We start from the raw sequence: 14,133 nt of genomic DNA, 5'->3' as shown, positions 1-14,133 counted from the left end.
CTCCGTATCTTGTAGATAAAGGACTGAATGTGTATGGCCAAGAAGAAAGATTCGAACGCACTCGCCCAAAACCGCAAGGCGTCCTTCGATTACGCGATCGAGGATACGATTGAGGCAGGCATGGTGCTCACAGGGACGGAGATCAAGTCGGTCCGTCAATCGAAGATCAATATCGCGGATGCGTACGTCCGGTTCGACGGGGGCGAGGCGACGCTTCACAACTGTCATATCAGCCCATTCGACCAGGGGAACCGCTTCAACCATGAGCCACTTCGCGTCCGAAAGCTATTGTTGCATAAGAAGCAAATCAATCAGCTCATCGGGGCATCTGGGCGTGACGGCTACACGATCATCCCGCTCAAAGTGTATATCAAGAACGGGTTCGCCAAGTGCCTGCTCGGCGTCGGAAAAGGGAAGAAGAAGTACGACAAACGCGAGGACTTGAAGAAGAAAGACGCGAAACGTGACGTCGACCGTGCGATGCGCGATCGGCAAAAATACTGACAACGAATCCTGATTGTGGTATATTAAATATAGTACCAATTACCACCCCGGGGACGTTATGGATTCGACGGGGGTAGGTCGGTCGTATGTGGCGTGTCGAGGGGTCGGCCTCGTTAAAACGCAAACGCCTATAACTGGCAAAACTAACACACAACTCGCAGCAGCCTAAGTGCCCTGCGGATCCTGACATCCATCGCTTGTGTGGATGACTTTCAGGGTCTCAAACTAAGCAAGCTACGCTTCAACCTCGCCGTCTGAGGGCGCGAAGAAGAGATGAAACAGACTGGATGCGACAACGCCTGTTTATCGGCAGTGTCACATCGAGATTCAATAGATAAACTACACACGTAGAAGCATACGTTACGATGCCTTCGGACGCGGGTTCGACTCCCGCCGTCTCCATTTTGAAGCAGTCTGTAACGACTGCGATCAATGATTTTCATGAAGACCTTCTAATTTCATTGAGATTAGAGGGTCTTTACTTTTTGTTGAGAGTCAGCCACGAAGAAAGGAAGGTGAAGCGCATGGGAAAATATCAATTAGACACGAGAAGCAAAGTAGCTGCGGCGAAATATCAGGACGGGAAAAAGCCGACTGTCTCGAACAAGAAGGAAAGATTGAACAAGCTTCGTGAAGCGTATTTGCAGAAGCAACAAGAGAAGAAGTGATTTGACGAAGGATTATTGAGTGCCTGCTCATTAATCCTTTTTTTATGGATAGCGAAAACCGATTATTAGGTTTTTGAATGGATTCAAGGGATTGAGCATTCCTTTGCTGAATAGAAACTACGAGTTGTTTTTTGAAAATCGTCATGAAATTTACATATCAAAGGAGAATTCCTCATGTCTAAAAAATCGACTGAACTTATTGTGAATGGAGTCAAAAAATATGGTCCGACAGTGGTCGAACTTGCATTAAAACATAACAAAGAAATCATTGGAGCTTTAGAGTCAATCAATTTAAAGAAACGATTAAATAAATCCGATGATCTCAATCAAAGCTCTAAAGTAGCTAAAGGCAAGAACAAGCATCCTCGAAAGCAACGGTATCAGTACTATTTAACTGAAGTGATTCCTACGTTGGATACTCAAAATCGCGATGAGTTACTTGAATATAAGTTGGAAGTGGAGCAATGTATTCAAAAAATCAAAATGGAGCAAGCACAAGACATCGTTATCAAAAAACAGATTCATGAGGGGCGGATAAAAGAGTGGGAAGCCATTCTCTCTCACATCGTGAGTCAAATAACAATCAAAGACTATATGGAATATTTGAGACTTTTCAACAACCCGGAGTATCAAAGTGATTATTTCACGGGCTTTAAAGGGGATGTGGAGAAATTCAAAAAACTGAATACGGTCGAACAGTATGATGTGCTCGTTCAGTACGTTCATGAAAAAACAATGATTGATATCGAACAAATCAAAAGAGAGTTTTCTGCTCCTGTATGAAGCACCACGATCCACTTCCTATCTGTATTCGTTATAATCAATAGTGCAACGAGTAGATGGAGGTGAAGCCATTGGGATGGGATTTAAGTGTCGCTGAGGCAAAAGATACGTATTTAACCGAATCTGACTTATGGCGCTTTACGCAACAATTTCTGATGAACGCTTCTCACACGACTACGTACAAACATGTATTGATGAAGGCGTTACTTGAATGTACAACAGAATTAAATGAATCAGGTGTCGTGTCATTCCATCAGATTGCTAAACATGTGACGAAAATCTATTGGAATCTCATTGTGACACATGGTTTGACACAGATGAATCAACTAGGAAAGCAGAGCGCTGTTGAAAAAGATATGGTCTCCTTTCAGAAAGAAAATGACATCCCACGAGATTGGAACTTCGATCGCTTACCAGAACATCAACAAAGTCAATTGATCCGGAACGTGAATCAATTTTATAAAAAATACGTATATGGTTCTTTCTATCGCTCATTTAACGAAACGATTTACTCCTTTAATCGAAAAGAAGAGTGGATTCAGCTCGTTCCGGTGTATGTTGTATTTTTTGAAAAATACAAACGCATTCTAATGAACGTGACAAACTATCAGTTAGCCGTCTTCTTAGAGAAGTACAATTCACAAGATGCGATGAAACGGATCTTGAGTAAGCTGGAGTTTGTGTCTGTGCGTCAATCGCTTGAAGAGTTTAAACAAATTTTATTAAGCCACGGTCATTCAACGTGTTTTTATTGCTTAAAGCCGGTAAAACAGATTCACGTTGATCATTTCATTCCTTGGTCTTATATGCAAAACGATGTCTTATGGAACTTTGTTCTTGCATGTCCGACGTGCAATACAAGCAAGAATAATCGATTAGCGAAGATTGATTATCTTTATACTTTGGTAGAACGAAATCATGAACTGCGTACGTCAGAACATTTGTCTACATACAAAGAGTCAAAACTCATTCATTTGTATCATTACGCTGTTCAAAATGGATTTGAAAATAGTTGGGCACCGAAGACGTGAAAAAGTCGAACCTTATCAATTAGGTTCGACTTTTGTTTAGTTTTGTTTAGTATTCATTATAGTCAGACACTAGAAAATCTAAAATGAATGAATGAAGAAGATAATGTATTTATGTCTGGACGCGTATTAAAAAGAAATAAGGTAGCGAATTGATAAAAAGGATTTGTGATTGTGAAAATTTGAAAAAGACATACGATAGAGGCCGATATGGAAGTGGATCCGATATGCTATTCGGTCTGTCAATACAAGATAGAGATGGATGTCTTCACGATTTCTAACGCACTGAAGAGTGATTTCCATGAATGGGTTAGTCGATTCGGAGAATGTATTGACGTGAACGTCCTTACAAGATGGAAAATCAAGGAGGAACAACATGATAGTGAAGGCGACTTTTTTCGAAAAGTTTGCAAGTTGGGTTTGGTAAAGCTTATGAAATTAAATTCACTCCTATAGCATACGTTAACTTTACAAAAATCTGGGCTTCGTTAAAAATACTTATTCCAAAAATTGTATGTTACACTAAAGGAAAACGATTAGGGGTAAACAGATGACCATTCATTTTGACAAGATGACGGAACAAGAAATCGCGAATTATGTGACTTGGTTGATTGACGATTATGCAAAAGATGTGGCACGAAACTATCAACTTCCGATGGTATTGGCGCAAGAGGAATCGACACAATTGATTCACGACCTCTTCCCAGATAATCGCCCCGGGGAAGGGCAGACCGTTGTTCATGTAATGAACGAAGACACTCGTGTCGGGATTTTGTGGTATGCGTTTCAAGCTGAATCGAAACGTGTTTTCATTTATCACATTTTGATTGAAGAGACGTACCGTGGACAAGGATACGCGACAGCAGTGTTTGAGAAACTTGAGAAAGTCGCCTCAGAAGAACTTGGTGCAACATCCATTGGATTAAGTGTATTTGGTACGAACCCAGACGCACAGCGATTGTATAAACGACTCGGATTCCAAGAAGCGTCCATCGCCATGAACAAACAGTTATGAGAGGACTCTATATTTAACGTTATTTGAGTGGCGGCATAGATTTATCGTTTTAACAATAATCCCACCTTCCAATTGGATAGTGGGATTTATTCAATCCAACACTCGGTTGACCCAGCGTTTGAAAAAAGGTTGTTCCGATTGTGTCACACTATGATTATCAAGCTCGACTTCTTCTATTGCCTCATTCGGAGATCTCAATTGAATCGTCATCTCGTCACCAAGCCCAGTCGTTACACCGTTTTGGAATGTAAGATGTCTCGTCACATATGCATTCGCATATAAGAAACCGCCTTTTTCCTCCACTTGCACATCCTGAATTGTATATTGGAACTGCTCGACCCAATCCCGCTGACCGAGGACGAGTCGAACGAGATCATCTTCGTGCGATAGTTTCGTTCGCTCGATATCTTCGAGCGGGGTATGTGCTTCAATTGCTACTCGTTGCGCGTCTAAGATGTCTTTGAAGTGATGTGTCGCAGCTTCTGTCGTCCATGCAGCAGATCCTGTCTTTGACTCTGTCGCATAGTGGAAAAGAACAAACCCAATCAAGGCGAATAACGCCATGGCACTTACTCGTTTGAACCGTTTCATCGTCGTGTTCCCTCCACATAAATTGAAGTCTGTTGGTTACCAATCTTATAACTAGTGATATCGATTTATTCCACTGCTGGTCTATCGACCCGTGATTTGATCAAACCAACTTGCGACCAAGTCCGCGCTGCCATCTTGGAACATAAATATGGATACTCCGATCATCACAAGCCCGACTAAAATCAATCCACCTTGTTTCGCGCTACTTACAATCCCTCTCACGACGAGGATCATTCCCAATCCAAGCAAAAAAATACCATAATACCATTAATATTACTCCTTTTTCTAATTATTATCATTTTATTACGTATCGAACGGGCAGGCTCTACATACTTAGACTGATTTATTTTTTCGAAAAGACGGGTACATTACCTCTATGTGAAAACTAAGGGGAGTGAGCTTTATGCGAAAAACGATTGTCATTGCGGGGGCGAGCGGCTATATCGGCTCGAATGTGATGGAACAGCTGAAAGAAGAGTACGATATCATCGCGTTGTCGCGATCAACGAAGAATAAAGAAGATGAAGCCCATATCACATGGCGTGCCTGTGACTTATTTTCATATGAGGCAACAAGAGAAGCATGTGAGGGAGCGGACTACGCCATGTTCCTTGTCCACTCGATGATTCCGGATGGTGGCTTGACGCAGGCGACGTTTGAAGACATGGATGCGCTCATTGCCGATAACTTTGCCCGGGCGACGAAGGCGAACGATATCGAGCAAATCGTCTATTTGAGCGGCATCATTCCGAAACAAGAGAAGACGTTGTCACGTCACTTGAAGAGTCGGCTCGAGGTCGAACGTATCCTCGGCGGACAAGGCGTCCCGGTGACGACGATTCGGGCTGGGCTTATCATCGGTCCAGAAGGTTCATCGTTCCCGATTTTAGCGAAGCTTGTTAAACGATTGCCGTCGATGATCCTGCCACGGTGGACAAAGACGGAGACGCATCCGATCGACATCCGTGAAGCCGTTCAGGCCCTCATCTCGGTCGTCGGTGCCGAATCGCTTTATGACCGTCATATCGACATCGGGGGTCCCGAGGTGATGACCTATCGGAAGATGATTGAACAGACGGCCGAAGTCATGGACAAGCGTCGCGTCTTGATCGACTTCCCATTCCCGACAATCAAACTGTCGCGCCTATGGGTCATGGCCGTCACGGGTGAACCGAAGGCAACCGTCTATCCGCTCGTCGAGAGCATGGGGCACGCGATGGTGGCGGAAGATACCGTCGAAGGCATCGGGCAGGGAGAGATTCCATTCAAACAGGCGGTCGAACATGCCCTTGAAGAAGAGAAGAAACAGTCCTCGGGCGGCAAGAAGAAAAAGCAGCCAAAGTCGTATACCGTCCGCTCGATTCAGCGGTTCGGTCTGCCGGAAGAGAAGTCGGCAATTTGGATGGCGGACACGTACTTTGAATGGCTCGGTCGTTTTATGTATCCGCTCATTCAGACTACAAAAGAAGACGATGATTGGGAGATCGCGCTGCTAGATCCGTCATTCGTCGCACTTCATCTATCACTTGAACGAGAAGCGACGGATGATATGGCATCCTTTGCGATTGACGGGGGGAAGTTCGTCAAATTGAGTGAAGAGGATAAGACGGGACGTCTCGAGTTTAGACGATTACCGGAGTCGGATGAAGGACTCGTCGCCATCCATGAGTTCGTACCGGCACTTCCGTGGTGGTTCTATACGAAGACTCAGGCGAAAGCCCATCTCGTCGTCATGTGGCTGTTCGGCCGTCACGTGAAGTTGCTGGCGAAAGACGCGGAAGACGGTGATCAAGTCGTAGAGGCTCCGACGAATTAAATGTGATGAAGTAGAGGAAGACAGTGACCCTGTCTTCTTTTTTTATGCCCAATGGTCTCGATTTTCATCTGATTTTTAATGTTAATGTACCCAGAAGACTCAAAAATAAAAATACATTGCATAACGAGGTATTAGCATGGGAAAATTAGGTAAGTTGAATTAGATGATGAATGGAGGGCACTATGGAAATCGACAAAGAAATGCTGAAAGGTCATATCGATACGATGATTCTGTCGTTACTCAACAATCAGGATATGTATGGCTACGAAATCGCCAAAGTCGTACACACACGTACTGATGAAGCGTTCGAGTTAAAGGAAGGGACACTCTACTTATCTTTAAAACGTCTTGAGAAAAAAGGGAGTGTGGAATCTTATTGGGGAGACGAGCAAGGGCCCGGGGGAAGACGGAAGTATTATCGGATCACGACAGATGGACGAGCCGTCTTGGCACGAAAGAAAGTGGAATGGCGTCTTGTGAAACAATTGATGAACCTATTTTTGCATGAAGAAGGTGATTCGTTTGAAGCACGTGGATGAATACATTGACGAACTCTATCAAAACGCAGACTCGCGCCTGCAAGAAACCATTGAGTTAAAAGAGGAGACGCGAACTCATTTAGAGCAGTCGATTCACGATTTGATGATTAAAGGTCACTCAGAGTCAGATGCCACTCGCATTGCATTCAATCGGTTTGGAGGGGCTGAGCAAGCGGAATCCATCATTCAAATGATGCAAATTCAACAAAATCGTTTTGCGAAGCAACTGCTTCAAATCGGATTTAGCATCGCGATTGTATCGATGTTCCTGTTCATCACGTTGATTGTTATTGGTGGGCGCTATGATTTGGTGTTTGCGGATGCCGTATACCTGAATATTGTTGAATCTTCAACAGATGAAGAAATGAGTCAAGCCATTCTCGAGACGAGTCGATTGATTCATGGTGTGACGATTTCAGACTATAGCAATTCTCAACAGGTCTTCTCAGAGGCCAAGCGGTGGTCGGGTGCTGTGGGACTCATCTCGAATGAAATCTCATATTTGGAGAACGGATTGCTAGTTGTCATTGATGTCATTGATCCACGTAAAATCGGCAGTTTCCTTTTATTGATTGGATTGACGATTTATCTGGTCTTATCGATGGTATGGGGTGTGATTAATCTACATATAAACAGACGATTGAACGTGTGGAGTCTTACGCTTTTATTTTTATTGAACGTGCTCGGTTATTGGATGGCCAATCAATTGGTCTCCACGGAAAAGGAGGACTAACGAATGAAGCAGCTTATTCGACGTGAATTCACTAATTTATGGACACCGCGTTCTCTCATGGTATACATCGGTATCATTTTCATCGTGCCGTTCGTGCAATTTATGACCATTCGGGATCGGTATGAGTTCTTTAGCCCAATCGAGGTGTTTGAAGAAAGTGTATCTACCATTCCTGCCATGCTGTTTCCGGTGCTAGCCATCTTAATCTTTTTGCCAAATATCTTGGCTGAATATCGGCACAATTTTTTGACGTATACACGAACACGTATCGATTTATCTGTGTATCTGGTTGCGAAAGGTTTGGTTAATGCGATTTTGAGCGGGATCGTGCTATTCTCCATGATTTTCATGACGTTTTTATTTGTCATGTACGTGGAACCTCTATTCCATTTAGTTGAGTACACCGCTGTGACAGACGGAGTAGTGATCCCGACTACGACGTTTTCCTTTTTGCAAGAGATTCATCCGATGCTCTATGGATTCTCTTATGCTGTTTGGATTGGTGTGAACGGGTCGTTGTATGCGACGATGGCGTATCTGTTGATTTTGACACTCGACAACTTATTTGTAGCCATCTCTATCCCATTTTTGGCATACCACATTCTTAATTTTGTGGCAGGGATTTTTCAGGTTCCGAAATTCTCGCCGCTTAGCACACTATTTCCGTTTAATATTACGGCACAACCGATTTGGACAATTTTCGTGCCATTCCTTCTTTTTCTCTCCATTGGTGTCGGCATCTATTTATTCCATCTACGGTCACGCCGGGAGTGGAGTTTTTGAGGAGGAGAAGTAATGGTCGTTGATCGATTGATGAATGAATTTACAAAAAGGAGCTGGCTCTTTGTTGGGGTCATCATCTTTCTCTATAGTTTGAGGGTAAAACGACAGATATTAGACACGGTACGTTTAAATCAGGTCGAGGTGAATGTATGGGACGGATTTTATGCCCTTATGACGGATATGTATCTTCTGACGTACTTTGTCTTTCCTGTCATGTTATTTTTATCAGTTGGGATTTTGATTCGGGAGTATCGTCATGAGGTACTCATTCGAATGTTGACTCCACAAGCTTGGATTTACCGAACGCTAAAACTATTTTTTGTAGAAGCCGCACCACTATTTACCGTGTTGTTTATACTCAGTACGTTGATGATGATTGGACTACCATATGAAGCCAGTTGGAGTGATTACACGAAGATGGTCACCGAAGTCAATGCGACGAGTGTATTGCAAAGTCGCTTCTCGCTTCCTTGGTACCCGTTACCCGTTCAGCTTTGTTTATGGTTCCTTTTTCTGACGACAGTTCATTTTTCGTTAGCTGGGATTTTTCTTCTTCATGCTAAAAAAGGATGGTTGTACACACAAGCGATCTTCACATTTTTACTTGGGGTCGTTGGATTTAAATTATTTCCCGAGCAATTCTCATTTCTATCGCCGACAACATATTTATCTATTTCAATGACGTCCGTTTCGTATTCAAATTTGATTGTGGCTGCGCTCATCCTGACAGGAATGATCTTGGGTCAAGGGCTGCTGTTCCGTCAACTTTCAACGATTCAACGAATAGAGTGGAAGCAATGGAGAGGGAACGGAGCATACCTTTTATATGCTGGGTTGGCTATCCTTCATATTTCTTACAACGGAATTTTGAATAGGAGAGAAGGGGCGACGGCTGATGAAGTGATCGTAGCAACCTTCATTGGAGTGGGGGCAGATTATTTTTCTTATTTGTCCTTTATGTCCTATGTGATTCTCTTTTTTGGTGCGACCTATATGAGTCAACTTCGCATGCAGCGAGAACTTTTGGAAATTAGTCATTACAAGTTGATTCGTTATAAGAGTCCGCATCGTTGGTTTCGCAATATTCTCCTTCAGGAGACTGTGTTCTTCTCAATCCTTACACTCAGTTTAATTGGACTGACCTTACTGATGGCATTTCTGTCGAATGTACCATTTGACGTCCATCAAACTTATCAGGGGTATGCTTTCGCGAGCGTTTTAGGTTTTCTGTTTGTGAGTACTGTTTTGCAGTGTCTCGTGTATACGTTGCTTTGCTTCATGCTGTCTTGGATGATTCGAGAAGTATATGTTGTACCGACCGTTATCGGTCTGTTGTCTTTATTTTTATTTCCAAGTCTGCATGTCAACTGGTTACCAATCGGAATGAACGCGTTAATCGTTCTTGAGTCTACTTCGATGTGGACCGTGTTTATACAGTTGCTTGGAGCACTGATTGTACTGATGCTCGGGATCACGTTGTTGTTAAGAAGAAGTTTGCATGTATGAGGAGGATGAATATGACTGCAGTGATCGAATTAAAAAATGTAACGAAATCCTACAAAGGCAATTTGTTATTTGATGCGGTGGATTTGACTGTTCCACAAGGGCGGATTGTCGGAATTGTCGGACCGAACGGATCTGGCAAATCCGTCTTGTTCAAAATGATGTGTGGATTTGTGTTCCCTGATCATGGAGAAGTGTACGTTGAGGAGAAACAAATTGGAAAAGAGCAGCGCTTCCCGGAAGGTGTCGGTATGATTATCGATCGTCCAGGTTATATTGCCAATAAGACAGGATTTGAAAACTTAAAAGAACTGGCACAAATTCAAAATCAGATTGATGAAGAGACAATTCGAAAGACAATGTTGATTTTAGGATTAAACCCAGACAATTCACAAAAAGTGAAAAACTATTCGCTTGGAATGAAGCAAAAACTTGCTATCGCACAGGCGATTATGGAAAACCAACACATCTTGATTTTGGATGAAGCGTTCAATGCATTAGATCATGATAGTGTCGAATCGTTACGTGAACTATTACTTGCTTTCCGAGAAGAAGGGAAGACTATTTTAATGACGAGTCACAATCAAGAAGATATCGATTACTTATGTGAGGATGTCTATCGAATCAACCGTGGCAAGCTTGAGAAAATTGTATGAGTTGTACCGTGTAGACGTATCTAAGAGGTGCGTCCTTCTGTATGTTTCAATCAAATTGATGATAGATGAGAAGAATTATTCACGTCGTATTCAACAAAAGCAATTTAAACTGATGATTAAAAGTTCTTTTGTACATTCTGTTAATGTTTTTCTCAACCCGTTTACAAGCCCTCTTTCCAGGCGTACACTAAACTCGTTTTTGAACTGATTGGAAAGAAGGAATGTATGATGCAAGACTCACTCTCCACACGTGAGATGTGGCAAAAGGACATCTCGGCCGGAATCACGGTCGGTGTCGTCGCCATCCCGCTCGCCATGGCATTCGCCATCGCCTCAGGGGTCCCGCCGGTGTATGGGCTCTACACGTCCATCTTCGCTGGAATCCTCGTCAGCCTGTTCGGGGGTTCGACGTTCCAAATTGCCGGACCGACGGGAGCGTTCATCCCGATTGTCTCGGGTGTCGTTCTCGCATACGGATATGAGGGATTGCTCGTCACGACCGTTCTTGCGGGGATCTTACTGTTCCTCATAAGTGTGCTTCGGGTCGGACGGCTCATCCGCTTCATGCCCCGTGCCGTCACCATCGGCTTCACGGCCGGGATTGCCGTCGTCATCTTCGTCGACCAACTCGATGAGTTGTTCGGGGTCACATTTAAAAAGGCGCCACATTTTCACGAGAATCTGCTTCGTCTCGGTCAGGCGTTGCCCGAAGCATCGATGTGGCCGATTGTCATTGCCGGGATCGGCTTTTTGACGCTTTGGCTCGTGCCGAAGCTGCCGTTTCGTTTACCGCTCTTACTCATGGCGATGCTTGTCCCGACGTTCGTCAGTCTCCTCATCCCAGGTACAGTCGCGACCATCGGGAGTGCCTACGGCGGCATCCCGAGCGGACTGCCAAAATTCAACTGGCTCGCCATCGACGTCGACTTGATCACGACGCTCCTTCCGTCTGCGTTCGCCATTGCATTCCTCGGTGCGCTCGAGTCACTTCTTTCGGGAACGGTCGCCGATGGGATGGCGGGGACGAAGATGAAGCCGGACAAGGAACTGTTCGGACAAGGGATCGCGAACGTAATCACGCCGTTCTTCGGCGGAATCCCTTCGACAGGTGCGATCGCTCGGACGGCGACAAACATTCAGGCGGGAGCGGTCAGCCGACGCGCCGGTGTCATTCATGGCATCACGGTCCTCGTTGCGGTGCTCGTCCTCGCACCGTTCGCGAGTTACGTGCCGCTCGCCGCACTCGCTCCAATCTTGATGCGTGTCGCCTGGAACATGTCCGAGCGTCATCACGTGATGGCGATGTTACGTCATCGTTCATCCGAGTCGCTTGTCTTGCTCGTCACGCTACTATTGACGGTATTCATTGATTTGGTCGTCGCCGTCGAGGTCGGGGTCATCTGTGCGCTCGCGCTCTTTGCGAAGCGGATGGCGGATACAATCGACGTGCGTGAACGGACAGAACGTTACGTCACGCGGGACGGACAAATCGTCTTCAGTGTAGAAGGTCCGCTCTTTTTCGGTGCGGTCGAGCTGTTCGAGCACGTCCTCCATCACATCCATCGGGAGCCGAACGTGTTCATCTTCAACTTCCACCGCTGCCCGGTCATCGATGTGACCGCAGTCGAGGAGTTGCGTCGTGTCGTCACCGAACTGAAAGCGGCCGACCGTCACGTCATCTTCGCGCACCTGTCACCGTCGGTCCGGGCAACGCTTGCTCACTATGGACTACTCGACGGGATTGAGACGTTCGAGACAACACAAGAGGCAATCGAGGCGTCTTAACGAACGGACAAGATATCTCCGAATGGGACGCGCCGTACTTCACCGTCGAACAGTTCGACTTCGCGCTCGGCATAATAGATGGCGTGGACGTAGCCGCGCATGCTTTTCGTCAAGCCGTCTACGAACAAGGTCACCTCGACCTGGTCGCCTTCACGGATGGCTCGTTCGAGCTCGGTCTGCCAAAGATAGAGGAGTTGTTCGTCCAAGTCGGGTAGTTCGATCTTTTGAATTTGGGCATAATAACGTTTCAATAGAGCGACGTGCTCGGGCATGAGAAATGGGATCCATTTCAATTCACCTCGGTCACGATAGCGGGTCTTACTCATGAGGAATCGCCTCCTTGTTTGTGTCCGCCAATTAAGCGTTGGCGCGTCCGAAGCGGACTGTCTTTCAGTAAGCTCGACGCCGGTCGGATTGTGCCGCGACCGAACCGGACGTTCAAACCGTCAATCAAATCGAGGAAGTCGAGCCGTTTCGCCTTCGCCCATTCGTCTTCGAAGAACGACAATTGGACGTGGTCGCTCCGTGGCTCGAGTTTGCCGAGTGCGACCGAGACGTAGCGGACGGCCTCTGTCTCTTCCCAGCCGTCTAAAAATAGTTGCAACAAGATGGGTAAAAACTCTTGCTCGTCCGCTGTGAAGCGGGGGAGCTTCTTTTGTTTACTGAACCCACCTCGGTCGCTCGTCCGCGTATAGCGTACCCCGAGATGAATCGTTCCTCCGACGAGTCCCGCTTGCCGGGTCCGCATCCCGACCTCGACCGCAATCGCTTGTAGGACGAGCCGAATCGAGGAGTACGTCGTGTAATCTTTCATGAGGGTGATTCCGTGTCCAATCGACTTCGGTCGTGTCCGTTTCGCCCCGAATAAGGAGCTCGCCGGCAAGATGGTCGGCGACTCATCGATGCCCCAGGCGTGATGCCAGAGTTCGGCACCGATGACGCCGAATTTTTCATGAAGAGACTCGAGCGGATAACGGGCCAAATCACCAATCGTCCAAATACCGAGCCGCTGCAGGTGGACCGCCATCTTCGATCCGACACCCCACATCTTCTCGATCGGCGCCGGATGGATGAGCCGTTCGACATCGTGGAGGAGACACGTGGCGACACCTTCCTTTTTCGCATGCAAGTCGAGGACGAGCTTGGCGAGGACGTTGTTCGGTCCGATACCAATCGTCACAGGGATGCCTGTATAGCGAAAAATCGTCGCGCGCATGAGGTGTGCGACGTGCTCGTCACTTCCGAATAGCCGCTCCGTCCCCGTCATGTCGACGAGCGTCTCGTCAATCGAGTAGACGCGAATCGCTTCGGGTGGGGCGAACTGATGGAGGATGTGGATGATTTGGATGGAGACGTTCAAGTAATGACTCATCCGCGCCTCGGCATACAAAACATCCCTCCGTTCGTGCCACGGAAGACGGTCGATGTGGAAGCGACGCGACCCGGTCTTGATGCCGAGCTGCTTCATCTTCGGGGTCGCCGCCAGGACGAGTGCCCCGCTATCCTGGAGGTTTGAGAGGACGACAAGCTTTGTGCGGTAAGGATTTTTGTTGCGCGCGGCACACTCGCAACTGGCATAGAACGAGACGCTGTCGATACAAAAGATTCGTCTGCGCATCGTCACCACTCCTTTTTACGAACAAATGTTCTGTTTTTCTCATCGTAACACAGTCTCACGCCGTCTCAAATAGTGAATTGAAAATATTTTTACAAAGACTTTTTGAAAATT

16 protein-coding genes and 1 other RNA gene are annotated in these 14,133 nt (G+C 46.0%); 13 read left to right on the top strand and 4 right to left on the bottom strand.

All coding sequences use genetic code 11. The features are described from left to right. Positions 1 to 33: 33 nt before the first annotated feature. The 6 genes from smpB to LCM29_RS07180 all read left to right on the top strand — a co-directional run bounded on the left by smpB (position 34) and on the right by LCM29_RS07180 (position 3,998). Positions 34 to 504 (top strand): SsrA-binding protein SmpB, encoded by a 471-nt coding sequence (smpB, locus tag LCM29_RS07205; RefSeq protein ID WP_214693541.1) that lies wholly within the window; start codon positions 34 to 36, stop codon positions 502 to 504. Positions 505 to 553: 49 nt separating this feature from the next. Then, positions 554 to 909, top strand: a transfer-messenger RNA (tmRNA) gene (gene ssrA, locus LCM29_RS07200). A gap of 119 nt (positions 910 to 1,028) precedes the next feature. After that, on the top strand, positions 1,029 to 1,172 hold the full coding sequence (locus LCM29_RS07195; RefSeq protein ID WP_214746089.1) for an alcohol dehydrogenase: 144 nt from the start codon (positions 1,029 to 1,031) through the stop codon (positions 1,170 to 1,172). 174 nt (positions 1,173 to 1,346) lie between these two features. Then, on the top strand, positions 1,347 to 1,955 hold the full coding sequence (locus tag LCM29_RS07190; protein WP_224861704.1) for a hypothetical protein: 609 nt from the start codon (positions 1,347 to 1,349) through the stop codon (positions 1,953 to 1,955). Positions 1,956 to 2,026: 71 nt separating this feature from the next. Next, entirely contained in the window at positions 2,027 to 2,986 is a 960-nt protein-coding gene (locus LCM29_RS07185; protein ID WP_224861702.1) for an HNH endonuclease, read from the top strand. A gap of 547 nt (positions 2,987 to 3,533) precedes the next feature. After that, the gene (locus tag LCM29_RS07180) at positions 3,534 to 3,998 is read left to right on the top strand and encodes a GNAT family N-acetyltransferase (protein WP_214693536.1); all 465 of its coding nucleotides are present in this window, start codon (positions 3,534 to 3,536) and stop codon (positions 3,996 to 3,998) included. Positions 3,999 to 4,088: 90 nt separating this feature from the next. Here LCM29_RS07180 and LCM29_RS07175 read toward each other — a convergent pair whose 3' ends face one another. Continuing rightward, a complete protein-coding gene (locus LCM29_RS07175; RefSeq protein ID WP_224861699.1) occupies positions 4,089 to 4,589 on the bottom strand; it encodes a hypothetical protein in 501 nt (166 codons plus the stop codon). Positions 4,590 to 4,670: 81 nt separating this feature from the next. Further along, positions 4,671 to 4,811 (bottom strand): hypothetical protein, encoded by a 141-nt coding sequence (locus LCM29_RS07170; protein WP_224861697.1) that lies wholly within the window; start codon positions 4,809 to 4,811, stop codon positions 4,671 to 4,673. Positions 4,812 to 4,992: 181 nt separating this feature from the next. On the opposite strand from LCM29_RS07170, the gene LCM29_RS07165 reads away from it, so the two are divergent. The 7 genes from LCM29_RS07165 to LCM29_RS07135 all read left to right on the top strand — a co-directional run bounded on the left by LCM29_RS07165 (position 4,993) and on the right by LCM29_RS07135 (position 12,404). After that, positions 4,993 to 6,405, top strand: coding sequence for an NAD-dependent epimerase/dehydratase family protein (locus LCM29_RS07165; RefSeq protein WP_224861695.1), 1,413 nt, complete (start codon positions 4,993 to 4,995; stop codon positions 6,403 to 6,405). A gap of 182 nt (positions 6,406 to 6,587) precedes the next feature. Next, positions 6,588 to 6,944, top strand: coding sequence for a PadR family transcriptional regulator (locus LCM29_RS07160; protein ID WP_224861693.1), 357 nt, complete (start codon positions 6,588 to 6,590; stop codon positions 6,942 to 6,944). Beyond that, complete coding sequence (locus tag LCM29_RS07155) at positions 6,937 to 7,677, top strand: permease prefix domain 1-containing protein (RefSeq protein ID WP_224862770.1); 741 nt, start codon at positions 6,937 to 6,939, stop codon at positions 7,675 to 7,677. The genes LCM29_RS07160 and LCM29_RS07155 overlap by 8 nt, the downstream gene beginning before the upstream one ends. A gap of 3 nt (positions 7,678 to 7,680) precedes the next feature. Beyond that, positions 7,681 to 8,460, top strand: a complete 780-nt coding sequence (locus LCM29_RS07150) for an ABC transporter permease (protein ID WP_224861691.1) — start codon at positions 7,681 to 7,683, stop codon at positions 8,458 to 8,460. 12 nt (positions 8,461 to 8,472) lie between these two features. Further along, positions 8,473 to 9,966: a hypothetical protein gene (locus LCM29_RS07145; protein WP_224861689.1), complete on the top strand. Its 1,494-nt coding sequence runs from the start codon at positions 8,473 to 8,475 to the stop codon at positions 9,964 to 9,966. Positions 9,967 to 9,977: 11 nt separating this feature from the next. Then, entirely contained in the window at positions 9,978 to 10,619 is a 642-nt protein-coding gene (locus LCM29_RS07140; protein ID WP_214820587.1) for an ATP-binding cassette domain-containing protein, read from the top strand. Between the two features lie 228 nt (positions 10,620 to 10,847). Then, positions 10,848 to 12,404, top strand: a complete 1,557-nt coding sequence (locus tag LCM29_RS07135; RefSeq protein ID WP_224861687.1) for a SulP family inorganic anion transporter — start codon at positions 10,848 to 10,850, stop codon at positions 12,402 to 12,404. Here LCM29_RS07135 and LCM29_RS07130 read toward each other — a convergent pair. Beyond that, a complete protein-coding gene (locus LCM29_RS07130) occupies positions 12,401 to 12,730 on the bottom strand; it encodes a YolD-like family protein (RefSeq protein ID WP_214746123.1) in 330 nt (109 codons plus the stop codon). The two genes, LCM29_RS07135 and LCM29_RS07130, sit on opposite strands and share 4 nt — an antisense overlap. Continuing rightward, on the bottom strand, positions 12,727 to 14,022 hold the full coding sequence (locus LCM29_RS07125; protein WP_224861685.1) for a DNA polymerase thumb domain-containing protein: 1,296 nt from the start codon (positions 14,020 to 14,022) through the stop codon (positions 12,727 to 12,729). The genes LCM29_RS07130 and LCM29_RS07125 overlap by 4 nt, the downstream gene beginning before the upstream one ends. Between the last annotated feature and the right edge of the window lie 111 nt (positions 14,023 to 14,133).

It is taken from the genome of Exiguobacterium aestuarii, from assembly GCF_020171655.1.
Lineage (GTDB): Bacteria > Bacillota > Bacilli > Exiguobacteriales > Exiguobacteriaceae > Exiguobacterium > Exiguobacterium aestuarii_A.
This window is presented reverse-complemented; position numbering and strand designations above follow the sequence as displayed.

Excerpts from the sequence above, each read along its gene's own strand:
- LCM29_RS07145 (WP_224861689.1), top strand. The coding sequence starts at position 8,473 with ATGGTCGTTGATCGATTGATGAATGAATTTACAAAAAGGAGCTGGCTC.
- LCM29_RS07165 (WP_224861695.1), top strand. The coding sequence starts at position 4,993 with ATGCGAAAAACGATTGTCATTGCGGGGGCGAGCGGCTATATCGGCTCG.
- LCM29_RS07135 (WP_224861687.1), top strand. The coding sequence starts at position 10,848 with ATGCAAGACTCACTCTCCACACGTGAGATGTGGCAAAAGGACATCTCG.
- LCM29_RS07130 (WP_214746123.1), bottom strand. The coding sequence starts at position 12,730 with ATGAGTAAGACCCGCTATCGTGACCGAGGTGAATTGAAATGGATCCCA.
- LCM29_RS07125 (WP_224861685.1), bottom strand. The coding sequence starts at position 14,022 with ATGCGCAGACGAATCTTTTGTATCGACAGCGTCTCGTTCTATGCCAGT.
- smpB (WP_214693541.1), top strand. The coding sequence starts at position 34 with ATGGCCAAGAAGAAAGATTCGAACGCACTCGCCCAAAACCGCAAGGCG.
- LCM29_RS07195 (WP_214746089.1), top strand. The coding sequence starts at position 1,029 with ATGGGAAAATATCAATTAGACACGAGAAGCAAAGTAGCTGCGGCGAAA.
- LCM29_RS07140 (WP_214820587.1), top strand. The coding sequence starts at position 9,978 with ATGACTGCAGTGATCGAATTAAAAAATGTAACGAAATCCTACAAAGGC.
- LCM29_RS07175 (WP_224861699.1), bottom strand. The coding sequence starts at position 4,589 with ATGAAACGGTTCAAACGAGTAAGTGCCATGGCGTTATTCGCCTTGATT.
- LCM29_RS07190 (WP_224861704.1), top strand. The coding sequence starts at position 1,347 with ATGTCTAAAAAATCGACTGAACTTATTGTGAATGGAGTCAAAAAATAT.
- LCM29_RS07150 (WP_224861691.1), top strand. The coding sequence starts at position 7,681 with ATGAAGCAGCTTATTCGACGTGAATTCACTAATTTATGGACACCGCGT.
- LCM29_RS07160 (WP_224861693.1), top strand. The coding sequence starts at position 6,588 with ATGGAAATCGACAAAGAAATGCTGAAAGGTCATATCGATACGATGATT.
- LCM29_RS07180 (WP_214693536.1), top strand. The coding sequence starts at position 3,534 with ATGACCATTCATTTTGACAAGATGACGGAACAAGAAATCGCGAATTAT.